General features: G+C 61.3%; 20 protein-coding genes. All 20 read right to left on the bottom strand.

All coding sequences use genetic code 11. The annotated features are described in order from the left end of the window. Positions 1-33: 33 nt before the first annotated feature. The gene (locus LDN70_RS08400; RefSeq protein WP_142939521.1) at positions 34-732 is read right to left on the bottom strand and encodes a DivIVA domain-containing protein; all 699 of its coding nucleotides are present in this window, start codon (positions 730-732) and stop codon (positions 34-36) included. 156 nt (positions 733-888) lie between these two features. After that, positions 889-1,176 carry a YggT family protein gene (locus LDN70_RS08395; RefSeq protein WP_024820479.1) on the bottom strand — a complete coding sequence of 96 codons (288 nt, stop codon included), beginning with the start codon at positions 1,174-1,176 and terminating at the stop codon, positions 889-891. 106 nt (positions 1,177-1,282) lie between these two features. Then, a complete protein-coding gene (locus LDN70_RS08390; protein WP_142939522.1) occupies positions 1,283-1,819 on the bottom strand; it encodes a cell division protein SepF in 537 nt (178 codons plus the stop codon). Between the two features lie 85 nt (positions 1,820-1,904). Next, positions 1,905-2,663: a YggS family pyridoxal phosphate-dependent enzyme gene (locus tag LDN70_RS08385; RefSeq protein ID WP_223942290.1), complete on the bottom strand. Its 759-nt coding sequence runs from the start codon at positions 2,661-2,663 to the stop codon at positions 1,905-1,907. After that, entirely contained in the window at positions 2,656-3,423 is a 768-nt protein-coding gene (locus LDN70_RS08380) for a purine nucleoside phosphorylase YfiH/LACC1 family protein (RefSeq protein ID WP_223942289.1), read from the bottom strand. Before LDN70_RS08380 ends, LDN70_RS08385 begins: the two co-directional genes overlap by 8 nt. 27 nt (positions 3,424-3,450) lie before the next feature. Continuing rightward, positions 3,451-4,671, bottom strand: a complete 1,221-nt coding sequence (gene ftsZ, locus LDN70_RS08375; RefSeq protein ID WP_024820475.1) for a cell division protein FtsZ — start codon at positions 4,669-4,671, stop codon at positions 3,451-3,453. A gap of 217 nt (positions 4,672-4,888) precedes the next feature. Further along, positions 4,889-5,806 (bottom strand): cell division protein FtsQ/DivIB, encoded by a 918-nt coding sequence (locus LDN70_RS08370; protein ID WP_223942288.1) that lies wholly within the window; start codon positions 5,804-5,806, stop codon positions 4,889-4,891. Beyond that, a complete protein-coding gene (gene murC / locus LDN70_RS08365) occupies positions 5,799-7,169 on the bottom strand; it encodes a UDP-N-acetylmuramate--L-alanine ligase (protein WP_223942287.1) in 1,371 nt (456 codons plus the stop codon). The genes LDN70_RS08370 and murC overlap by 8 nt, the downstream gene beginning before the upstream one ends. Next, complete coding sequence (gene murG / locus LDN70_RS08360; RefSeq protein WP_223942286.1) at positions 7,166-8,284, bottom strand: undecaprenyldiphospho-muramoylpentapeptide beta-N-acetylglucosaminyltransferase; 1,119 nt, start codon at positions 8,282-8,284, stop codon at positions 7,166-7,168. The genes murC and murG overlap by 4 nt, the downstream gene beginning before the upstream one ends. Positions 8,285-8,290: 6 nt before the next feature. Continuing rightward, positions 8,291-9,592: a putative lipid II flippase FtsW gene (gene ftsW, locus LDN70_RS08355; RefSeq protein ID WP_142939528.1), complete on the bottom strand. Its 1,302-nt coding sequence runs from the start codon at positions 9,590-9,592 to the stop codon at positions 8,291-8,293. Between the two features lie 2 nt (positions 9,593-9,594). After that, positions 9,595-11,184, bottom strand: a complete 1,590-nt coding sequence (gene murD / locus LDN70_RS08350) for a UDP-N-acetylmuramoyl-L-alanine--D-glutamate ligase (RefSeq protein ID WP_223942285.1) — start codon at positions 11,182-11,184, stop codon at positions 9,595-9,597. Next, positions 11,166-12,275, bottom strand: coding sequence for a phospho-N-acetylmuramoyl-pentapeptide-transferase (mraY, locus tag LDN70_RS08345; protein ID WP_142939530.1), 1,110 nt, complete (start codon positions 12,273-12,275; stop codon positions 11,166-11,168). Before mraY ends, murD begins: the two co-directional genes overlap by 19 nt. Further along, positions 12,272-13,762 carry a UDP-N-acetylmuramoyl-tripeptide--D-alanyl-D-alanine ligase gene (locus LDN70_RS08340; protein ID WP_223942284.1) on the bottom strand — a complete coding sequence of 497 codons (1,491 nt, stop codon included), beginning with the start codon at positions 13,760-13,762 and terminating at the stop codon, positions 12,272-12,274. The genes mraY and LDN70_RS08340 overlap by 4 nt, the downstream gene beginning before the upstream one ends. 6 nt (positions 13,763-13,768) lie before the next feature. Then, positions 13,769-15,415 carry a UDP-N-acetylmuramoyl-L-alanyl-D-glutamate--2,6-diaminopimelate ligase gene (locus LDN70_RS08335; protein ID WP_223942283.1) on the bottom strand — a complete coding sequence of 549 codons (1,647 nt, stop codon included), beginning with the start codon at positions 15,413-15,415 and terminating at the stop codon, positions 13,769-13,771. 102 nt (positions 15,416-15,517) lie between these two features. Next, on the bottom strand, positions 15,518-17,314 hold the full coding sequence (locus LDN70_RS08330) for a peptidoglycan D,D-transpeptidase FtsI family protein (protein ID WP_142939533.1): 1,797 nt from the start codon (positions 17,312-17,314) through the stop codon (positions 15,518-15,520). A 42-nt stretch (positions 17,315-17,356) separates the two neighbouring features. Beyond that, positions 17,357-18,025, bottom strand: coding sequence for a cell division protein FtsL (gene ftsL / locus LDN70_RS08325; RefSeq protein WP_223942282.1), 669 nt, complete (start codon positions 18,023-18,025; stop codon positions 17,357-17,359). After that, positions 18,022-19,020: a 16S rRNA (cytosine(1402)-N(4))-methyltransferase RsmH gene (rsmH, locus tag LDN70_RS08320; protein WP_142939535.1), complete on the bottom strand. Its 999-nt coding sequence runs from the start codon at positions 19,018-19,020 to the stop codon at positions 18,022-18,024. Before rsmH ends, ftsL begins: the two co-directional genes overlap by 4 nt. Before the next feature lie 168 nt (positions 19,021-19,188). Continuing rightward, positions 19,189-19,620: a division/cell wall cluster transcriptional repressor MraZ gene (gene mraZ, locus LDN70_RS08315; protein ID WP_142939536.1), complete on the bottom strand. Its 432-nt coding sequence runs from the start codon at positions 19,618-19,620 to the stop codon at positions 19,189-19,191. Between the two features lie 481 nt (positions 19,621-20,101). Beyond that, entirely contained in the window at positions 20,102-20,470 is a 369-nt protein-coding gene (locus tag LDN70_RS08310; protein WP_142939537.1) for an SCO2097 family morphological protein, read from the bottom strand. Between the two features lie 240 nt (positions 20,471-20,710). Next, positions 20,711-21,973: a DNA polymerase IV gene (gene dinB, locus LDN70_RS08305; RefSeq protein WP_223942281.1), complete on the bottom strand. Its 1,263-nt coding sequence runs from the start codon at positions 21,971-21,973 to the stop codon at positions 20,711-20,713. Positions 21,974-22,012: the final 39 nt, after the last annotated feature.

Here is a 22,012-nt window from a genome sequence, read left to right as displayed (position 1 = left end):
GGAGTCCTCAGCCACCGGCTTTCAGAATACTTGCTAAACGTCAGCGGTTGCTTCGCCAACCTCAGGGGCAGCGACGGAACCACGGGCGTCAAGGTCGCGGAGCTGACCTTCGATGTAAGCCTTCAGGCGTGAACGGTAGTCGCGCTCGAAACCACGGAGCTGCTCAACCTTACGCTCAAGAACGGAGCGCTGCTGCTCAAGGGCACCAAGGATCTTGCGGGACTTCTCCTGGGCGTCGTTGACGAGGCTGGAAGCCTCGATCTGAGCCTCGGCAATGATCTTTTCCTTCTGCTGCGCACCGTCGGAAACGTGCTTGTCGTGCATCTGCTGCGCCATGGCCAGCAGACCTGCAGCGGACTCAGCGGACGTGGTGACGCCATTGCTTGCAGCAGGTGCCTTCGGAGCTGCAGCAGCGGCTGCTGCCTTCTCGGCTTCCTTCTTCTTGGCATCTTCTGCGGCCTTGGCTTCGGCTTCCGCCTTCGCCTCAGCTTCCTTGTCAACCTTGACCGGGGCCGGAACCTTCTCGACGACCGGAGCCGCAGCAGTTGCAGCGGGAACGGCCGAACCGGCCTCGCCGAGCTTCTTGCGAAGTTCGTCGTTTTCCTGGTTCAAGCGGCGAAGTTCCACCACGATCTCGTCGAGGAAGTCGTCAACCTCGTCCTGGTCGTAGCCTTCGCGGAACTTGGTCGGCTGAAAGCGCTTGTTGACAACGTCTTCTGGCGTCAAAGCCATCTGGTCACCTCGTTGGTCTAGTTAGTCAGTAGGCCTTCCGGCCGTTCAAAACTACGGTACCTAAATATCATCTTGTTCCTCCAATTCAACACCATCGTGTTGATTTGGAGAATTTGCGGCCTATGGACCATCGGTGGCCCGGGTTCCGCGGAGCAACTACGCCAGGCTGTTGGTCACTGCCATGGCTATGCTGACGGCAATAATCAGGATCAAGAACCCAAGATCCAAGGAGATTCCGCCAAGTTGGAGGGGCGGGATCAGCTTCCTGAGCCTGCTAAGGGGAGGATCAGTGACGGAGTAGACCACATGAGCTGTAACCAACGCCACACCCCTGGGCCGCCACTGGCGGGCGAACATCTGGACCCATTCGAAGATGAGTCGGATGATCAGGGCGATGAAGAACAGCAACAACACAATATAGATAAGGCCGAAAACAATGCCCACGAGTTAGCTCAGATCTCCCACTTGTTCCGGAATGCCGATCGGTCCCTACTATTGCAACACAGATGCCAGGCGGGTTGACCCGCCTGGCATCTGCAAAAGACTGTTGTCAGCTCTGGTTGAAGAAGCTGGCCTGCGTCTCGCTGGCCTTTTTGTCGTCCCCGATGACCTCAACGTACGACGGCGACAACAGGAAGACCTTGTTGGTCACCCGCTCGATGCTGCCGTGCAAGCCGAAGACGAGGCCGGCGGAAAAGTCCACAAGCCGCTTGGCATCGGACTCACCCATGTCAGTGACATTCATGATGACCGGAATGCCATCCCGGAAGCTCTCGCCAATGACCTTTGCGTCGTTGTACGAACGAGGATGGACGGTGGTGATCTGCCTCAGGCCCGAGGCATCTTCGCGGCTGGATGCCGCACGCTTGATGGGTGTCACGGGTGCGCGGTATTCCTCTTCGGCATCTACAGTGGGCATTTCACGGACAACTTCCCGGACGGGAGCGGGCGCACGGCGCTCTTCCCGTTCCTGTGCCTGGGGGCGTTCTTCATCGTGCTGCGTGGCGACGGACTGCTCAGATTCGTAGTGTTCATCGCCGTCGGCGAGCCCAAGATAGATCATTGTCTTGCGCAGAGCGCCAGCCATGGTGCACTCCTATCGTTTCTGCAGTAGGCGGGCCGCCATGACTTGACATATTGGAACCCCGGCCCGTCATTCCAATACTTTGACGCTACCCCACGGCCGGACGGGAACCGAGAATATCGGAGCCAATTCTCAGGTGTGTCGCTCCGAACTTCACGGCGGCTTCCAAGTCCTGACTCATGCCGGCGGATATACCTGTTGCGGCCGGATGCACTGCGCGGAGCGCTTTGGAAATCCCCGCGAGTCGCTCGAAGGCCACATTCGGATCAGCCCCCAAAGGCGCCACGGCCATCAGTCCGGACAACACCAGACCGTCCGCCAGCTCGATTCTTTCCGCGAGCATCTCAACATCGGAGGGCGTGGCGCCGCCCCGGTGTGCGCCGGCGTCGTCATCCAGGCTGACTTGGATGAAACAGTCAAGATCGCTGCGCCCCGTGGCATCCTTCTCCCTGGCGACGGCCTTGGCCAGAGCATCAACCAGCTGCACGCGGTCAACAGACTGGACCGAGGCAGCATACTTGACCACCGACTTTGCCTTATTGCTCTGAAGCTGGCCGATGAAATGCCATCGGACGTCAATCCCGGAGAGTTCAGCAGTCTTGGAGGCCGCTTCCTGGTCGCGGTTCTCGCCGACATCCTCGACACCAAGTGTCACCAGGCGGCGAACATCGGCCGCCGGATGGAATTTAGTCACCACCACCAACCGCGGCAGGTCAAGCCGTCCTGCAGTGCGGGTAGCGACGTCAATCCGCTGCCGCACCACCTCCAGCCGGGCCGACAGCTCAGCCGTGCGGGGATCACTTGATGATTCTTCCCGTTGTTGGTTGCCGTCTTTGAGGCTAGTCATGCGTCCACACCAAACCTGCAAATCGACCGGTCCGGGAGTCCCGCCGGTAAGAGAAAAGGGAGTCGTTTTCACGGGTGCATTCCCCCGAGTACTCCACGGGGACATCCAGTGAGTGCAACTGCGCGCGTACACCCGCCGGAAGGTCAAGGGCAGGTGTACCCCACGATGTGGAGGACCACGCTTCAGGTATTTTTTCTGCCACCTCGGCACGCAGCTGTTCGGGGACCTCGTAACACGAGCCACAAATGGACGGTCCGAGCCAAGCGCTGATATCAACAGCTCCCCGACGCCGCATTTCAGCGACAGTAGCGGGCACCACGGCTGAAGCGACCCCGGGACGCCCGGCATGGGCAGCGGCCAGAACGGGGCTGTTGTTGGAGTCGCTACCAACCAGCAGAACCGGGACACAATCGGCCACCATCACGGCCAAAGGCTGTGCTGATCGCCCGGGGATTGCAGGCGGGTGGGAGACTGCATGCTGTCCAGACGGTACAGGGGCAGCGGAGACCATGGCATCAGCGGTTGGTCCAGGTCCATGAGCTGCAATGAACTCCACATGATTTCCATGGACCTGGTTCATGTACTGGAACTGGCACGTACGCGAACCGTCCGGGCGCAAGCCGAGAGTGTGTTCCACCCGGGCACGACGAACCATCACTTCCGTGGGGTCGTCCTGTACGTGGAGAGCCAGGTTCCCGGCGCCTGTATCCGTGAAGGCTACAGAAACGCCGGGTCGTACTTCATTTCGCCACCAAAACACCTGGTACTGACTCTTTCGAACCGCGGCTTACTTCAGGAAGTCAGGAACGTCGAGATCATCGGAGCGGCTGCCCGAAAGGTCGGGTTCAACAACTGCAGGGAGGTCGACGTCAAAGCCGGAGTCCGCAGGCAAGGCCGACGGACGCTGCTGGCCCCAGTTGCTCAGGCCTGCAGCACCGATACCTGCCGTGGCGTGCTGCGGGGCTGCAGCGTTGGACGGCGCACTGCTCGGAGCAGCAGGCCTTTCCGAAGGCACCGGGTTCTGGGCCGGACGGGACTGATCCATGGAAGGCGAGGTTGCTTTGACGTCGTCGAAGCCCGCTGCGATGACTGTCACGCGAGCCTCATCTCCCAAGGCGTCGTCAATGACGGCACCAAAGATGATGTTCGCTTCAGGGTGGGCCACTTCCTGCACCAGGCGCGCGGCTTCATTGATTTCGAACAGGCCCAGATCGGAGCCGCCCTGAATGGACAGCAGGACACCGTGGGCGCCGTCAATGGAGGCCTCCAGGAGCGGCGAGGCGATGGCCAGTTCCGCAGCCTTGACGGCTCGGTCTTCACCACGGGCGGAACCGATGCCCATGAGGGCAGACCCCGCGCCCTGCATGACTGACTTGACGTCAGCAAAGTCAAGGTTGATCAGGCCGGGAGTGGTAATGAGGTCAGTGATGCCTTGGACACCGGACAGGAGTACCTGGTCCGCAGAGCGGAAGGCGTCCAGGACGGAGACATTGCGGTCGCTGATGGACAGAAGGCGATCGTTCGGGATCACAATCAGGGTGTCGACTTCGTCGCGGAGGGCGTCAATTCCAGCCTCGGCAGAGCCTGCACGGCGCCGGCCTTCGAAGGTGAAGGGTCGGGTCACGACGCCGATGGTCAGCGCACCGAGGGAGCGGGCGATGCGCGCGACCACGGGAGCACCACCGGTACCGGTGCCACCGCCCTCGCCTGCCGTGACGAAGACCATGTCAGCACCGCGGAGAACTTCTTCGATCTCGTCGGCGTGGTCTTCTGCTGCCTGCTTTCCGACCTCCGGGTTCGCTCCTGCACCCAAGCCACGGGTGAGCTCACGTCCGACGTCGAGCTTGACGTCGGCGTCGCTCATGAGCAGCGCCTGCGCGTCGGTGTTGATGGCGATGAACTCGACGCCCCGAAGGCCGACCTCGATCATACGGTTGACTGCGTTCACGCCACCGCCGCCGATGCCGACGACCTTGATGACGGCCAAGTAATTCTGCGGTGCTGCCACGTTTCGTGCCCCTTGCTTGTGTCCTATAGCGAAACTGATCGAGTCCAACTTGAATCCTTGGACCTTAACCCTCTAGTTGAAGGTTATAGTTATGTCAAGTAACTCTACTGCGACGGTATTTCCTCTGGTTCCCACATGCAATCTCCGCTTGCGCGTGTCGTGTGATTGCCGTGAAATAAGGCCACCGCCGGCCCGCAGGTTACGTTCTCGATACTGCCTATTTTGTGAATGGATGCCGGGGAACACTGACGTCGTAGATACTGACCGGGACCTTTGGGTCCGCCGGCATCCTCAGCAACGCCTCGAGTGCCTTGGCCTTCAGTTCCCTGTCCTCGGCATTGCCCCAGACTACCGTCTTTCCGTCCACCAGTTTCAGCTCAACGGCGTCGGGCGAGGCTGCAGAGGCGGTAGACATCCTGGCAAGGATGTCCGTGGGCAGGGTGTCCAGAACAGCGGCAATCGCCTTGAACAACTCCGTGTTGGTGGTGCCCACGCCAGCGTCGATCAACGGCAGGGCTACGGCGGCCAAATCCTGCGTCGCTCCGAGTTGAACGCCATCTACATCCACCATCACGTAGCTGTCACCCTGCTTGAGCAGTGCCACAGGAACGCGCTCGTCCACGTGCACCAGCAACTCGGACGGCGGCCGTGCTTCCATGGTTGCCGAACGGACCTGGACAAGTGGTTTCAGGAGCTCGTTGATCTCCTGTTCGCTGACTTGCGGCAACGGCTTGCCTTCCAAGCCTGACAGCGCCTTTTGCACCGCATCCGGCGTCACAAGCGATGTTCCGTCCACGGTTATGGTGCGCACTGCCAACACGGGAGAAAAGATGGCCCCTGCGATCAAGGATCCGACCACCAAAGCCACCATCGAGAGCGTCCAGAGCACCAGTCTCCGCTGACGTCGGTTCCTGGGCTCAGGAAAAGCAATGACGTTGTCAGTCCCTGGCGCCTTGCCGGCCTTCGCGGCACCGCCAGGCTTCGAGGGGCGACCCGACGCCACCGGGGCCTTGAGGTCAGTGTCAACAGATCGTTGTGCACTGATGACCTCCATTGGGTCACCTCCGGACCTCTCCGCCTTGCCGGGGCGCGGCTCCGTGGCCGGTTTGAAGGTGGGTTTCCGGGTGTTAGCCATCCAATGCCGCCACGATGGCAGGCCCGTAGGCAGTGACGTCTCCGGCCCCGACCGTCAGGACCACGTCGCCGTCGCTTGCAGCGTCCACCACGGCGTCCACGGCCTCACCGGCTGAAACGAGCCGGCCGTTCACCAAGTGATCGGTGATCAGCGTGCTCGTGACCCCCGGGATGGGATCTTCGCGGGCAGGATAGATGTCCAAAATCAATGCGGTGTCCGCCATGTCCAAAGCAGCGGCGAACTCCGTGGCGAACTCACGGGTCCGCGAAAACAGGTGCGGCTGGAAAAGGACGTGCACCTTCTTGCCGGCTGCCACTGAGCGCGCTGCCGATAATGCTGCGCGGACCTCGGTGGGATGGTGGGCGTAGTCGTCATAGACCCGCACTCCCCTGCCCTGGCCTTTGAACTCAAAGCGACGTGAAGCACCGGTAAAGTGGCCCAGCGCAGCCGCGGCAGCGCCCGGTTCCACGCCGAGTTCGACGGCGACTGCGAACGCCGCTGCGGCGTTCAGGGCGTTGTGCCGTCCCGGCACTTGCAGTTCAAGGCCATGGACGGCTCCGCCCAGGGCAACGGATACATCGCCCGGACCGCCGTCATGAAGCCGGACATCGGCAGCAGATGATGTTCCGTACGTCAGGACGCGCGTTATCCCCTTTGAGGCTGTCCGTTCCGCCAAGGCCAGGGCACCGGCGTCGTCGGCGCATGCCAGCAGGACGCCGTTGGAAGGCAGGAGCGCGGCGAACTCATCAAAGGACGCGAAGACGGCCTCCGGTGTTCCGTAGTGATCCAAGTGATCCGCTTCGACATTGGTAACCACCGCAATCAACGGACGGTAGTTGAGGAATGACCCATCCGACTCATCGGCCTCTGCCACGAAAATATCGGATTCACCGTGGGCTGCGTTGACGCCCAGTGCCGGCACGTTCGCGCCGATCGCGAAGGAGGGATCCAGACCGGCTTCCTTGAGGAGTACCGCAACCATCGACGTAGTAGTGGATTTGCCGTGGGTACCTGCCACGGTGACAACCCGGTGCCCGGCCATGGTGGCGGCCAAAGCTTCCGAACGGTGAAGCACGGGCAACCCGGTCTGACGCGCCGCCACCAACTCCGGGTTGTCGTCCCGGATGGCTGAACCAGCCACGACCGTCTGGGCATCGCCCAGGTTTCCGGCGTCGTAGCCGACCGCAATACGCGCACCTGCCACGGCGAGGTCACGCATCACGGGCAGGTCTTTGACATCGCTGCCGCTGACGGGGATGCCCCGCGCCACCATAATGCGCGCGACGGCGGACATTCCCACTCCGCCGATTCCAATGAAGTGGACGCGTCCGAGGGACTCGAGCCGGGCGATGCTGGTGGTCATGCGGATACCGCTTCCAAGACAAGATCAGCCATCCGCTGATCGGCGTTTCTGATACCAAGTGCTTCGGATTTCCGAGCCATGTCATTGAGTTTGCTGCGGTTTGTCAGCAGCGGAATCAGTTCGGTCCGGAGCCACTCCGGGCTGAGATCCTTGTCATCGATCATCAGTGCACCGCCTGCGGCAACCAAGGGGGCGGCGTTCAGCGCCTGCTCTCCGTTCCCGATGGGCAAGGGCACGAACACTGCGGGGACTCCCACAGCCGCTACCTCGCTGACGGTGCCGGCACCGGCACGGGCCAGAATGACGTCGGCAGCGGCGTAGACGTTCTCCATGCCGTCCACGTACTCAACCTGCCTGTAGCCGTCGGCGGCGAGGAGTCCGCCGTCGTCATCCTTGACGGCTTTGCCTTTGCCCGTGATGTGGAGGGTCTGAATACCGGCAGCGGCCAGTGCGGGGAGAGCTGCGGTGATGGCACGATTGATGCTCAACGCCCCTGAGGAGCCGCCTGTGACGATCAAGGCCGGACGGTGGGCATCAAGCCCCAGCGCGGCCTTTGCCGCAGGCGCCGCAACAGCCCTGTCCACTTGCGAGATAGCCCGGCGCATGGGCATTCCCACGTGGCGGGCCCCCCTCAAGCGCGTCCCGGCAAATGCCACGGCAACATGCTTGCTGAACCGGGCGCCGACGCGATTAGCCAGGCCGGCCTTCATGTTGGCCTCGTGGATGACGATGGGGATCCGGAGTTTGCGTGCAGCAAGGTACATGGGCGTGCAGACGTACCCGCCCACACCCACCAGAACATCCGCGCCGGAGGCCTCCAAAATGTGCCGGGCCTGCCGGACCGCGCCGCTCAAGCGGGCGGGCAGCTTCAGGAGGTCCGCTGACGGCCGCCGCGGAAAGGGAACACGGTCGATGGTTGCGAGCTGGTACCCGGCCGCCGGGACGAGACGGGTTTCCATGCCCGACGGCGTCCCTACAGCCATGATGGCGGCCTCCGGACGTTTGTCCTTGATGGCGTCGGCAATCGCCAACAGCGGGCTGACGTGACCGGCTGTCCCGCCGCCGGCAAGGACGACGGACAACGGCTTGGGCGCGTTTGCGGAGTCAAAAGTCATGAAGTGCTAGGTACGCTTTCGTGCAGTCTTGGACATGAGGCGCGGGAAGAATCCTGAACGCTGCTGCGCCGGCAATTGGCCGCGGGCCAAAGACAACACTACGCCCACACCGCAGAGGGACATGATCAGCGCGGAGCCACCATAGGAGATGAACGGAAGGGGCACCCCCACCACAGGAAGAAGTTGGGTCACCACCGCCATATTCATGCTCGCCTGGCCGAGCAGCCACACCATGATTCCACCAGCCAGCGTGCGTTGGAACGGGTCGGTCTGCCTCACGACTACACGGAAGATGGCGATACCCAGGATGGCGAACAGGACCAGGACCACGATGGTTCCAACAAGTCCCAGCTCCTCGCCAATAATGGCAAAGATGAAGTCGTTGTGCGCCTCCGGCAGCCAGTTGTACTTCTGCCGGCTTTGGCCAAGGCCCAATCCGGTCCAGCTCCCCTGTGCGAGGCCGTACATGCCATTGGTTGACTGGAAATCGAAGTCAAACTGCTCGGTGCACTGCGTGGAGGCTGTTCCCAACCACGAGGTGATCCGGCAGATCCGGTTTTGGCTGCTGATGGTCCCCAGGACGGCGCCTAGGGCGCCAACCGCGCCGGCAATGGCCAGCATGCGGCCGGGAACGCCGGCGAAATACAGCCCGGCAGCGGTAATGGCCGCGATGACGATCACAGTTCCGAGGTCGTTGCCCAACATCACCAAGGCAATGACGAGTCCTGCACCGGGAACCACCGGAATGATGACGTGCATCCAACGGTTAAGGAGTTTCTGCTTCCGCGCCAGAACGGCAGCAATCCACACGCAGAGGATTAGCTTGGCCATCTCCGAGGGCTGGAGGGTGATACCTCCAATGTCGATCCAGTTCTTGTTGCCGTTGACGGTGTTGCCCATGACCTGGACCAAGGCAAGGAGCACAATGACGGCCCCCAGCGCCCACCAGGAGAGTTTCTTCATCCAGTTCACGTTGGTCCGCGAAATGACGTACATGGCGATGAGTCCAACCACACCGAAGAGCGCCTGTTTGAGGGCATCAGCATACGGCGACTTGCCCTCGGAAATGGCTTCAACGCTTGACGCGGACAACACCATCATGATCCCGATCGCCGTCAACGCGAGGGCACAGCCGAGAATCAGATAGTAGGTGGAGCTGTTAGGTGCCTTGCTCTTTCCTTCAAGGCTCTCCCAAAAGCCACGCAGGTGTCCGCGGAGCCCTGAGGGGCGGCTGCCGTCACCTGATGCCGGCTTGGGCTTCCCGTCCCGGGGTTCTTTGCCGCGGGTGCGGGTGGGCGTGCTGACCATTGTTACTCCTCGGTGGTCGGTGCCTGCCCTTCCACAAGCTCGCGAACTGCCAGGACGAAAGCGTCGCCACGGTGAGCGTAGGAAGAGAACTGATCCATGGATGCAGCCGCCGGTGCCATCAGCACAGTATCGCCGGGCGTTGCCACTCCGGCCGCCGATGCTACGGCCCGGGCCATGACGGTCTCACCATAAATGGGCGAAGCGGCGTCTCCGGCTGCGGTCTGCACTCCTTCAGTGTCGCTCCTGGATGGCGTGATAACGGGGACATCGGGTGCGTGTCGCTGGAGGGCACCCTCCAGTGCCTCAGTATCAGTTCCGATAAGGACTACGGCTTTGAGCCTGGGCGCGTGCTCTTTGACGAGGTCGTCGTAGTTGACGCCCTTGGACAACCCGCCGGCAATCCATACAACCTTCTGGAAAGCCGAGAGTGCCGCGGAGGCTGCGTGCGGGTTGGTTGCTTTGGAGTCGTTGATCCACAAGACGTCTTTGTGGTTCGCCACCAACTGGATGCGGTGGGCACCTGGCAGGTAATTGAGGATGCCTTGTTTCACGGATGCGGCATCAACTCCGTAGGCCCGCACCAGGGCCGCCGCCGCAAGGGCATTGGCCACCATGTGGCGGGGTGCCACCGGGCCAAGATCGGACATTGAGGCAAGTTCCGCGGCAGAGTCTTTGCGTTCGGCAATAAAGGCCCGGTCAACAAGGAGGCCATCCACCACGCCCACCATGCTGATGGCCGGCGTGTTGGTGGTGAAACCGATGGCCCGGCATCCCTCAACGACGTCGGCGTTTTCCACCATACGTTCAGTTTCAATCTGTTCGGCGTTGTAGATCGCCGCCTTTTGGGTGTTCTCGTACACCTTGGCTTTGTCCGCGAGGTAGGAGGCGTAGGATCCATGCCAATCAACATGGTCCTCGGCAACGTTCAGGCAGACGCTCGCTACAGGAGACAACGAGTGGCTCCAATGCAGCTGGAAGCTGGAGAGCTCAACAGCGAAAGCATCGTAGTCCACCGGATCCCGGAGTGCGTCAAGAATAGGGGTGCCGACGTTTCCCACGGCGATTGCTTTGAGCCCGGCCGCCTGCAGCATGGATTCGGCCATGCCAACCGTGGTGGTCTTGCCGTTGGTACCGGTAATCGTCAGCCAGTCCGCGGTCTTGCGCCCTGCCCGCTCCCTCAGCCTCCAAGCGAGTTCGACGTCGCCCCAGACTTGGATGTGCTTGCGCTTGGCCGCGGCAAGCAGGGCCTGATCCGGGCGCCATCCTGGCGACGTGACCACGAGGTCCGGCAAACTTCCGTCGATCAACGGGAGAGCCGTCACGGCTTCCTCCCCCAACAGCACGTCAACCGCGCCCACGATCTTGAGGGTGTCGGCCTGGGCCTTGGCCTTGGCGCTGGTGGCTGCGTCAACCACAACAACTTTTGCGCCGAGTTCGATGAGTGTGTCGGCTGCAGCGAAGCCGGAGACACCTATACCTGTCACCACAACGCGCAGACCTGACCAGTCGGCATCCCAGCTGGTCAGTGTGCTGAGCCTCTCAGCGTTCGATGACAGAGTTTCCGGGCTTTCGTTCACAGCAGCACCACCCATTCAGCGTAGAAAATTCCAAGGCCCGCAGCCACAAAGAGCCCGGCGAGAATCCAGAACCGGACCACCACCGTAACTTCTGCCCAGCCCTTCAATTCAAAGTGGTGTTGCAGCGGAGCCATCTTGAAGACGCGTTTCCCGCCGCTCAGCTTGAAGAAGCCCACTTGGATGATGACGGACAAGGTAATGAGTACAAAGAGCCCGCCAATGAACGCAAGCAGGAGTTCGGTGCGTGAGAGGATAGCGAACGCCGCAACGGCACCACCAATGGCCAAGGAACCTGTGTCACCCATGAAGATCTTGGCAGGTGAGGTATTCCACCACAGGAATCCCACCAAGGCGGCACTCAGAATCGCGGCCAACAGGGCGAGGTCCATGGGGTCCCGGACCTGATAGCAACCGCTGCCGGCTTCCCGTGGTGAGCCGCAGGCCTGGTTGTTCTGCCAAATTCCCATGATGGTGTAAGCGCCGAAGACCATGATGGACGCTCCGGCAGCCAGGCCGTCCAGGCCGTCGGTCAGGTTAACGCCGTTGGTAGCTGCGGTGATGATCAAGTTGGACCAGAGCACAAACAGGATGGCGCCCACTACTGTCCCGCCGAACGCGAGGTCCAGCCACGGAATGTCGCGCACCAGGGAAATTTGCGTGGATGCGGGCCGCAGGCCGTCCTCGTTGGGGAACTGAAGGACCAACACCGCAAAGATGATGCCCACAGCTGCCTGCAGGATCAATTTGGCGCGTGCGTTCAGGCCAAGGCTGCGCTTGTTGGAAATCTTGATGAAGTCATCTAGGAAGCCAACAAAACCCATACCCACCATGAGGAACAGCAGCAGCAGTCCAGATGCCGAGGGGCCGGCGGAGGCCGGATTCATGATCCACATGATCAGGTGTGTCACGAAGTAACTGATCAGTACCGCGGCCACCACTACGGTTCCGCCCATGGTGGGCGTGCCGCGCTTGGTGTGGTGGGACGTCGGTCCGTCGTCCCGGATGAATTGTCCGTAGCTCTTGGCCACAAGGAACTTGATAAACAGGGGCGTCCCGATCAGGGCCACCAGAAGGGCGACGCCAGCGCCGATCAAAAGTGCAATCACAGCAGCTCGTTCCCTTCGCTTGCGGCAGCTTCATCCGCGTTGTCTCCGGTGGGCTCGGCCCGTGGAGGTAATGCTATCCGATCACCCAAATGCCGAAGGCCCACACCGTTGGAGGACTTGAAGAGCACCAGGTCGCCGGGCTCCAGCTCATTTTGAAGGAGCTCGTAGGCTTCTTCCACTGTCTCGGTGAAGGAACATTCGTCACCCCAGGAGCCTTCCTGGATGGCGGAGACGTAGAGCGCACGGGCTTCACGGCCCACCACCACCAGCCTGGAAATGTTCAGGCGGACCACTTGGGTGCCCACTGCAGTGTGTTCACGGATGGAGTCCTCGCCCAGCTCGAGCATGGCTCCCAGAACTGCCCACGTCCTTCTGCCTTGTCCCAGATCCGCCAGCGTGCGCAGGGCAGCCCGCATCGATTCGGGGTTGGCGTTATAAGCATCGTTGATGATGGTGACGCCGTCTTCACGTTCAGTCCGTTCCATCCGCCAGCGGCTGGCTGCGGACTGGGAGCTGAGCGAGGATGCGATGTCAGCGGCCGGGATGCCTGCGGCGAACGCGGCGGCGGCTGCTGCCAACAGATTGGTGACATGGTGACCACCGATCAGGCGGCTTCGCACCTCAACGGCCGGGCCGCCGTCGGGCAGCACCAAATCAAAATCAGGAAAGCCTTGCTCATTGACCACAACGTTGCGCGCTTCCACTTCTTCAGTGGTGGCCGGCGAGGCCGTGAAGCCCAACACTTTGGCCTTGGTCCGGGTGCGCATGGCAGAGACGCGGCCATCATCGAGGTTGATCACAGCCGTGCCGCGCTCCCCCAGTGCTTCCACCAATTCGCCCTTGGTCTTGGCGATGTTCTCAACGCCTCCGAATTCACCGGCGTGGGCCGTGCCAACCACCAGAACCACACCGATGTCCGGCTTGACCATCTCGGCCAGGTACTTGATGTGGCCCAGGCCGGTAGCGCCCATCTCGATCACCAGGAAGCGGGTTCCGGCGTCCGCGGCAAAGACCGTCAGCGGCACACCTACCTCGCCGTTGTAGGAGCCTTGCGGCGCCACCGTGGCACCGGCGGTGGACAATACACCGGCAAGGAGGTCCTTGGTGGTGGTTTTGCCCGCAGAACCGGTGATCCCTATGACGGTGAAGTCCTCGCCGAGGCTCTTACGCTCAGCGCGGATGCGGCTGACAGATTCCGCTGCCAGCTCGCCCATGGCCACCACAGCGTCGTTAACCACGACGGCGGGATAAGGGCGGCCGTCGGCGTCGGTCACTTCACGTTCGGCGAGAACCAGGACGGCACCGCGTTCGAATGCGGCATCGACGAAGTCATGCCCATCAGCGTGCTCGCCGGGTTTGGCCACATACAACGATCCGGGCGTCGCTTCCCGGGAATCAGTGACGACGGAGGTGGGGACGATGTCCGGATCTCCGGTCAATCGGCCATGGGTGATGTCGGCGATCTCCGCCGCAGTAAGTGCAATCATCTCGGTTTAGGACTCTATCCGCTGGTCCGTTGAAACGCTGAATCCCTTGGATGTCAAGGCGGCCCGCAACTCCACCCTGTCGTCCAAGGCAAGATTCACGCCCTTGACCTCCTGCCACACCTCGTGGCCACGCCCGGCGATGAGGATGGTGTCGTCTTTGGTGGCCACGTTGACGGCCAGTCTGATGGCGGCATCCCTTGGATAAGACTCGATGATTTCGCTACTCAGGTCCTCGGAGTCCCGTGCAGCGTAGGCGCCCTGGAGGACCTCGGCCCGGATGGCTGCTGCGTCTTCGTCGTGGGGATCGTCATCGCTGATGATCACGACGTCGGCCAGGCGGGCAGCGATTGCGCCCATGGTGGGCCGCTTGCCTTGGTCGCGCTGGCCCGTTGCACCGAAGACCACGATGACCCGCGATCCCTCTTTCGGAGAACGAACGGCTTCCAGGGCACGGGACAGAGCGTCCGGATTGTGGGCAAAATCAACAACCGAGGCAGGCTCTGCTGAAACGAGCTGCATGCGTCCGGGGACCGCAACAGTGAAGGGGTCATGCGCATCCAAGGCAGTCTGGAGCGTCTTTTCGTCGACGCCGGATGCCAGGACCATGATCGTAGCCAGGGCTGCATTGGCCACATTGAAGTCTCCCGGCAGGCCGGTGTGGACGTGAAGGGTTCGGCCGTCGACGTGCCTGAGCTCAAATTCCGACCCCAGCCCCCGCGCCGTGATGGACCCAACGCTCCAGTCGGCGTCGGCGCTGCCCTCAACGGGGGGCTTGGTTGCGAGGGTGGTTACCGGGATGTCGGCTGAATCGGCCAGCTTGCGGCCCCAGTGATCGTCCACTGTGACCACCGCGCGCCTGGCCCTTCCGGCAGTGAAGAGTTCCGCCTTGGTTCGGAAGTATTCGTCCATGCTGCCATGAAGGTCCAGATGGTCCTGGGTGAGATTGGTGAAGCCGGCAACGTCGAACATCACTCCGTCCACCCGGCGGAAGGAGATCGCGTGGGATGAAACTTCCATGGATGCCGCGTCCAAGCCCCGTTCGCGCATCAGAGCCAGCAACGCATGGACATCCGTGGACTCCGGGGTCGTGAGGAGGCTGGGGATCGCCGCCCCGCCCGCAAGGATCTCGATGGTCCCGATCAGGCCGGGCTTCTTCTTCAAGGCGCTCAGCAAGGAATTGATGAAATAGGTGGTGGTGGTCTTTCCGTTGGTACCCGTAACCCCGTACAGAGTCGGGAACCCGCCATCCGCCGGCTGGCTGCGATAGATCAAGGCGGCCAGGCGTCCGACGGCGGTACGCGGCTCGGCGACAATAAGTACCGGTACGGGCTGGTCACCTGCAAGCGCCAGCTGGCGCGCTCCGGCGTCGTCCGTCACGACGGCAACCGCACCTGCGTCAATAGCCTGCGGAACGAAGTCCGCACCATGGCGGGAGGCTCCGGGCAGGGCCATATAGAGGTCGCCGGCTTCGACAGCCCGCGAGTTGAGGGAAATGCCCGTCACTCCCCTGTCCTGGCTGGCGTCAGGAACGGCAACACCGAGTGTTTCCGCGATGGTGGCCAACGGCACTGCAGCCACGGATGCGGGGCGAAAGCCGCTCTGGCCGGCGTCCGGGGTCGTGGCGCTGGTAGCTGCCTCATGGTGCTCTGACACGTGGTTCTCCGTTGGTGCTCGTGGAACGACCGGCTTGGGGCCGGCGGCGCCCAGGCCGTTGGTGGTGGATCGATATTTAGCCGAAACAGACGCCCAAGAAGCTTACTTGACGAACTGCGGCAACCGCGCGGGCGTCCCGGTGGACGGGGCCACGTTGTAGGTCCGGAGGACCTGGGACATCACGGACCGGAACACCGGCCCATTAGTGACGCCATAGATGTTTCCTTTGGGCCGTTGGAGGACGACTTCCACGATGAACCTCGGGTCATCCATGGGGGCCATGCCCACCATGGAGGCCGTGAAACCGTCAAAGCCGGGCAGCCCATCCTCGCGGGGCGCCTGGGACGTTCCCGTCTTGGCCCCCACCCTATAACCGTCGATGGCTGCATCCTTGATCTGCCCCTCGGTCACGGCGCTTTCCAGGATGTCCCGGACCTGCTGGGCAGTTTCCTTGGAAACCACCTGGCGTGAGTCCTTCGCGGGAACTTTCTGTTCCTCACCCTCCGGAGTGATGTAGCTGTCAATAAGCCTGGGCTGCAGCATCACGCCATCATTGGCAATACTCTGGAAAGCACGCACTGTCTGGAGTGTCGACTGGGAAACGCCTTGACCGAAAAGCACCGTGTACTGCTGGCGGTCATCCCACTGCTCGGGCTTGGCCAGTATGCCGGTAGCTTCCGCTGGAAGCCCAATATCCGTTTGCTCTCCAATACCGAATTTCTTCAGCCAGTCGTACCGTTGTTCCTTGGTGAGCCGGCTACCCGCCATCACCGTTCCGGTGTTCATGGACCACCCCAGGATTCCGGCAAGGGTGCGCTCTTCAGTGCCGTGCTCAAAAGCATCGGTGAACGTCTGCCCGTCAATGGTGTAGGCCGAAGGGATGGTGAAGTGGTCCAGGGGAAATGACTTCCCCTCCTCGATCACGGCCGCGGCGGTCATCATCTTCTGCACGGAACCGGGCTCATAGGCGGCTGTTACGGACCTGACGCCGCGATCCTTGGCATCGACTTTCCCGGGGTCGTTGGGGTCCGGCGCGTTGGTATCGGCCAAGGCAATGAGATTGCCCGTTTTGGTGTCGATCACAATGATGGAACCCCACTCGGCGTTCATCTTGTTGACTTGGCTCTGGATGGCCTGCTGGGCAAAGTACTGGATATCAGTGTTGATGGTCAGTTTGACGTCGCTGCCATCGACGGCCGGAGTGAGTTCATCTGTCGCCACCGGAATCCTGAGTCCGTCAGCACCTATTTCAAAGACACGTTTACCTTCAACACCACGAAGAATCTCGTCCTGCGTTTGCTCTATACCAGCCTGGCCGCTGGTTCCATCCTTGAGGAAACCGACCACACCTCCGGCGACGCTGCCGTTGGGATAAACGCGCTTGCTGACGCCTTCCGCGCTGAGTCCGGGGATATAGAGCTTCGAGATCCGGTCTTCCAGCTCCGGCTTCACGTCCTTTGCCACCATGAAGTACTTCTTGTCTCCGGTCAGTGACGTGCGGATGGTGCTTTCGTCTGCCCCCAGAAGCCCGGCGAGGTCGGCAATCCCTTGATCTCGGGTGATCTCGTCCAGCTTCTCGGTCTTCTCATTGAAGCGATGGAAGGTTTCTGTCCCGGTGTTGACCGTCTGGTCCACCACGATGTTGTACCGGATCACACTACTGGCCAGCACTGTGCCGTTTGCGTCCACGATCTGTCCCCGCTCGGCAGGGAGTACCTGCGGAGTCAGGCGGCTCGCCAAGGCGGCTTCAGCCATGCCGCCCATGTCCAGGCCCTGGACCATGAAAAGCTTGCCGCCCACCACCAGCAGCAGGGTCAGCATGATGCCAAGGCCAACGCGCAACCGCTTTCTTGCCGCCGGCGTCTTCGTTTTTGTCGATGTGCCGGGGTTCTTTGCCACGTTGATTCCTTGCTGCTGGCCCTGCTTCGGTGGTCTGACGATCTACTGCCCTGGTGCCTTCTGCCGGGGTGCCGGTACCGATCCCCCGTGGAGTTCAACAGGCGGGGCAGCGGCAGGGGACGCGGTGGGTGCTGCCGGGGTGGACGGCGTTGCTGCCGGAGCCACCGGAGCTGCTTCCGTAGTGCGGCTTTCCAAGGGGTCTTTGGTTGTCACCGACGGAACCACATCAATCAACCCCTCAACGGCCGGGGCTGCAAGCAGGGCACCGGGGTTGTCTCCCTTGACCGCCGGTGATGCCTTGCCGGTCACTGCCATTGTGTTCAGATCGATCTGACCCTTGACCGTGGAAGCAACCATTCCCAATTCTGCTGCCTTCGCAGCCAGGTTCTGCGGAGCTTCGTAGTTCTGCTTCTTCTGTGTCAGGTCCTGGTTTTCCTTGTTCAGCGTTGCAGCTTCGGCTTTCAGCTGCACCAATTGGTACTGCGCCGTGGACACGGAGATGTTCAACACCAGAACCGTCAGGAGTGCGGCCGCCATCGCCACAAAGCAAAGGACGACGAACGGCGTCCTCCGCTTGCCCGGGGCACTGCGTACCACCGACAAGGGCGTGCGGGCTTTGCGACCGGTTTCGGCCTTTTCCGACGGCGCGGAAAGGCTGCCGGCAGGGCTACCCAATGTGGAGGGCAAAATCTTCGCTGCGGCGTTGCTCATGCGTCTCTCCTCGGTTTGATACGCTCCACTGCCCTCAGCCGGGCAGACGCCGCACGGGGATTTTCAGCGATTTCAGCTGCCGTAGGCACTTCCGTGCCCTTGGTGATGGTCCTAAGTTCGGGTTTATGTTCTTCAAGCTCCACCGGGAAACCGAGTGGCGCAGATGATTTGGAACCAGACTGGAAGACTGACTTCACGATCTTGTCCTCCAGCGAGTGGTAAGACATCACCACGATCCGACCCCCCATGGCAGTCGCGGACACAGCTGCCGGAACTGCCCGTTCCAGGACATCGAGTTCTTCGTTGACCTCAATCCGCAAAGCCTGAAAGGTGCGCTTGGCGGGGTGTCCGCCACTTTTGGCGGCTGCAGCAGGGACAACGCTGCGGATCTGCTCTACGAGCTCCCCCGTGGTTGCAAAAGGTTTGTCCGTGCGGGCATTGACGATCCTGTTGGCTATCCGCCCGGCGAACTTCTCTTCGCCCCATTTGCGGATGATGCGCACCAATTCGTCTTCACTGTAGTTGTTGACTACATCAGCCGCTGTTTGCCCGCGGCTGGTATCCATCCGCATATCCAAGGGTGCGTCGTACGAGTAGGCGAAGCCCCGCTCACGCTCATCGAGCTGCAATGAGGAGACCCCGAGGTCCATCAGAATGCCGTGGACTTCTGCTATGCCGAGGTCCAGAAGGACGTCCTCGATCTCGTCGTAGACCGCGTGGACGAGGTCGGTCCTGTCGGAGAAGGGTTCCAATCGGGCACCGGCCAGAGCCAAGGCTTCCTCGTCACGGTCGATGCCCACGAGGTGGAGATCCGGGAAACGCTGCAGCATTGCCTCCGAGTGTCCGCCCATACCCAAGGTGGCATCGATGGCCACGGGGGTATCACCGCGTTTTCTGGCAGCTTCAAATCCGGGAGCGAGCAGGTTGATGCAGCGGTCTTTCAGGACGGGCACGTGGCGCTCCGATGTGGGCTTTGCCGCGTCCTGCTCTTCCACGCTGCCTCCTCTTTCCTCAATCGCTTACATGCTGTTTCTTGAATCGGATCCCCATCCGCGCCTATCGGCCGCCGGCCTGGCTCAGGGGAAGTTGAGCCAGGAAGACAGTTCGATGGGCGGCTGGAGATCCCATTCAAGAAGCTGGACTGCGGCTTCATCCAACCGGGGTCAGATGAACCCGGGCAGATTCTCGTCATCCGTTTCCGAGAAGGCTGCTTCCTTCTCGTTGAGGTATTCATTCCAAGCTTCGGCGTCCCAGATCTCGGCCCGGGTACCGGCTCCAATGACCGCCAGCTCCCGACCAAGCCCTGCGTAAGCCCGGAGCGCCGGCGGAATCGTCACGCGCCCCTGCTTGTCAGGTACCTCATCAGAGGCTCCAGACAGGAAAACCCGAATGTAGTCACGCGCCTGTTTGGAAGACAGTGGTGCCTCCCGCATCGACTCGTGAATGCGCTCGAATTCTTTCTGGCTGAAGACGTAGATGCAACGTTCCTGGCCCCTGGTGAGAACCAGTCCATCGGCAAGCTCCTCGCGGAACTTGGCTGGAAGGATGATTCGACCCTTTTCATCGAGACGCGGCGAGTGAGTACCCAGAAACACTGGCCCCACCGCCCCTCAATCAAGGTGCCCGCACATGCCCAACACTGCCACTACCCTCTTATGCTCTCCACTTTACTCCACAACGCCCCACAGTCAACGCACCAGGGAGCGTTTCTCCACCACTTTGAGATTCTTCCGCCCTGAACTCACGCGGTTTTCCGGGTGGTGGCGGAAAGTGGAGGAACCATGCGGAGGCAGAGAGTCGCCCGGGCCCCGCTTCCGAATTTCGCACACGAAAACCGGCAAATACGGCACTGATCGGAGGCACGGGGAGCAATGTGGAGAAAAGGGTGGAATGTGGAGCGAGCCTTGGAACGTCCGTGGATGGGGAAACGGACTGGCATTTCCTGGCTGAAGGATCTTTAGCCTTAAACGCGAAAAGACCCGCAGCGCGGGTCTTTCGTTATGTCCCCTGGCACCTTAGGGACAAGGCTGACTCAGGAAAGGCCGTGGCAGCCTAACGCCGATTCGAAGCGGACTGTCAGTTGTCGTCGCGACGCCGTTCGTCCCATCGCTCTTCCAGGCTGCTCATGAACGAGCTCTTTGGTTTGCTCTTACCGGGCTTCCCTTTGCTGGCTTTGCCGAAGGCCGCGCCACGCAACGTAGCGAAATAGACGCCAGCACCCATGACAACGAAGCCGAGGACACCCACAGGTATCGCCTGCAGTGATACTCCAACAAGCAGGAGCAGGATACCGGCAATGGCACCAAGCACACCTATGATCACATGCCGGGTAGACCAGCTGCGGATGGGATCCGACCCCATGGTGTTGGCAAACTTCGGATCGTCCTCATGAAGTTGCTTTTCAAGTTGCTCAAGCAGCTTCTGTTCGTGCTCCGAGAGGGGCATCGCGACCTCCTTTAGTCAGCCAGCGTCTGGACATAACGCTTCCTGTGCGTCTGTTTCCATAACGATCGGACCAAGAAAATCGTTCCCCGAAAATCCCCTCTTGGTTCAGCGGGCATCTCGGGGCCGACTGTTCAGGAAACAGTTTGTCCAGACGATCTAAATCTCTGTAATAAATAGGATAGTTTGTCGGACGCCGTTCTGAAAGACGCCCGGAGTCCTGCCGCAAAACCCCTTCGTTCCTCAGGTGTCCGTTGCGGGCTTGCCGGGTTCCAGTAACCGGGCCGGAAGAAGGGTTTTGGACCCGAAACGCTCGGAGACACGGTCCAATGCCTGTTCGGCCGCCCGCCAGTTGTCATCCCGTCGATCAAGGCTTAACTGCAGAGACGTCTGACCTGCCGGCTCCAATTGCTCGGCACGCACCCCTACCAATCGAACGCTCATGGACCGGGTGCCCAAGGATTCAAGGAGTTGCACGGCCACTTGGTAGATCAGTTGGGCGCTGTCCACGGGGGTCTGCATGGTGCGGCTGCGTGTGACCGTTGAGAAGTCCGCGTAGCGAAGCTTCAGCGCCACGGTCCTGGCCAGCATGCCTGAGCTCCTCAGCCGAATGGCAGTGCGGTGCGACAGGCGCAGCAATTCCCTGTGCAGCAAGGCCTCTTCTGACGTATCCACGGAGAACGTCTCCTCCGCTCCGATGCTCTTCTCAAGCCTGGTTGGAGTTACCGGGCGCGGGTCAATACCCATGGACAAGCGGTGAACGTGCTCACCGCTGGCTCCCAGAACTTTTCTGAGCGACGCCAGCGGGGTTGCGGCGACATCGGCCACCGTGCGGATGCCCAGACGCGACAACACTTCGGCCGTCTTTCCTCCAACACCCCACAATGCGCCGACAGGAAGACTATGCAGATAACGGATGGAATCCTCGGCATCGATCTGGAGGATGCCGTCAGGTTTGCACCTCGTTGATGCGATCTTGGCAACGAACTTGGTGCTGGCGATTCCTACGGATGCCGTGATGCCAAGTTCGGACTGGACCCTGCGGCGGATGAGGTGGCCGATGTCCATCGGTGACCCAAGGCGACGAATTGCCCCGCTCACATCCAGAAATGCCTCGTCTACACTCAGCGGCTCCACAAGGTCTGTGATGGAAGCGAAGATCTCCATGAGCCGGGCTGAGACCTCGTAATACTCCTTGTGCCGGGGGTTGATGATCACCGCAGAAGGACACCGCCTCATGGCGATGGACATCGGCATGGCCGACTTCACGCCCGTGGCACGGGCTTCATAGGAAGCGGAAAGTACTACCGATCGTTCCGCGGGGAATCCTACGATGACAGGCTTGCCTCGAAGCTCCGGACGGCTACGCAGTTCGACGGAGACAAAGAAGGCGTCCATATCCACGTGAAGTATGCTGGTTCGCCGCATTTCCCGCAGGGCATCTCCGGCGCTGCGGGCGGGCTTGCTACCGGCGCTTTGAGCGCCACCGAATGCTTCCTGCCTCACATCGGCAATACTATGCCCGGCCACTGACTAAACTGGAGG

This window comes from Arthrobacter sp. StoSoilB22 (genome assembly GCF_019977315.1).
Classification (GTDB): domain Bacteria; phylum Actinomycetota; class Actinomycetes; order Actinomycetales; family Micrococcaceae; genus Arthrobacter.
The sequence above is the reverse complement of the archived record's forward strand: the minus strand, read 5'-3'. Positions and strand labels throughout refer to the sequence as shown.

What these genes read in the sequence shown, in the direction of transcription:
- LDN70_RS08400 (WP_142939521.1), bottom strand. Translation starts at nt 732, where the DNA reads ATGGCTTTGACGCCAGAAGACGTTGTCAACAAGCGCTTTCAGCCGACC.
- LDN70_RS08340 (WP_223942284.1), bottom strand. Translation starts at nt 13,762, where the DNA reads ATGATTGCACTTACTGCGGCGGAGATCGCCGACATCACCCATGGCCGA.
- LDN70_RS08370 (WP_223942288.1), bottom strand. Translation starts at nt 5,806, where the DNA reads ATGGCTAACACCCGGAAACCCACCTTCAAACCGGCCACGGAGCCGCGC.
- murG (WP_223942286.1), bottom strand. Translation starts at nt 8,284, where the DNA reads ATGACTTTTGACTCCGCAAACGCGCCCAAGCCGTTGTCCGTCGTCCTT.
- LDN70_RS08390 (WP_142939522.1), bottom strand. Translation starts at nt 1,819, where the DNA reads ATGGCTGGCGCTCTGCGCAAGACAATGATCTATCTTGGGCTCGCCGAC.
- murD (WP_223942285.1), bottom strand. Translation starts at nt 11,184, where the DNA reads ATGGGTGGTGCTGCTGTGAACGAAAGCCCGGAAACTCTGTCATCGAAC.
- LDN70_RS08310 (WP_142939537.1), bottom strand. Translation starts at nt 20,470, where the DNA reads ATGCCCCTCTCGGAGCACGAACAGAAGCTGCTTGAGCAACTTGAAAAG.
- murC (WP_223942287.1), bottom strand. Translation starts at nt 7,169, where the DNA reads ATGACCACCAGCATCGCCCGGCTCGAGTCCCTCGGACGCGTCCACTTC.
- ftsW (WP_142939528.1), bottom strand. Translation starts at nt 9,592, where the DNA reads ATGGTCAGCACGCCCACCCGCACCCGCGGCAAAGAACCCCGGGACGGG.
- ftsL (WP_223942282.1), bottom strand. Translation starts at nt 18,025, where the DNA reads ATGAGCAACGCCGCAGCGAAGATTTTGCCCTCCACATTGGGTAGCCCT.
- LDN70_RS08385 (WP_223942290.1), bottom strand. Translation starts at nt 2,663, where the DNA reads ATGACTAGCCTCAAAGACGGCAACCAACAACGGGAAGAATCATCAAGT.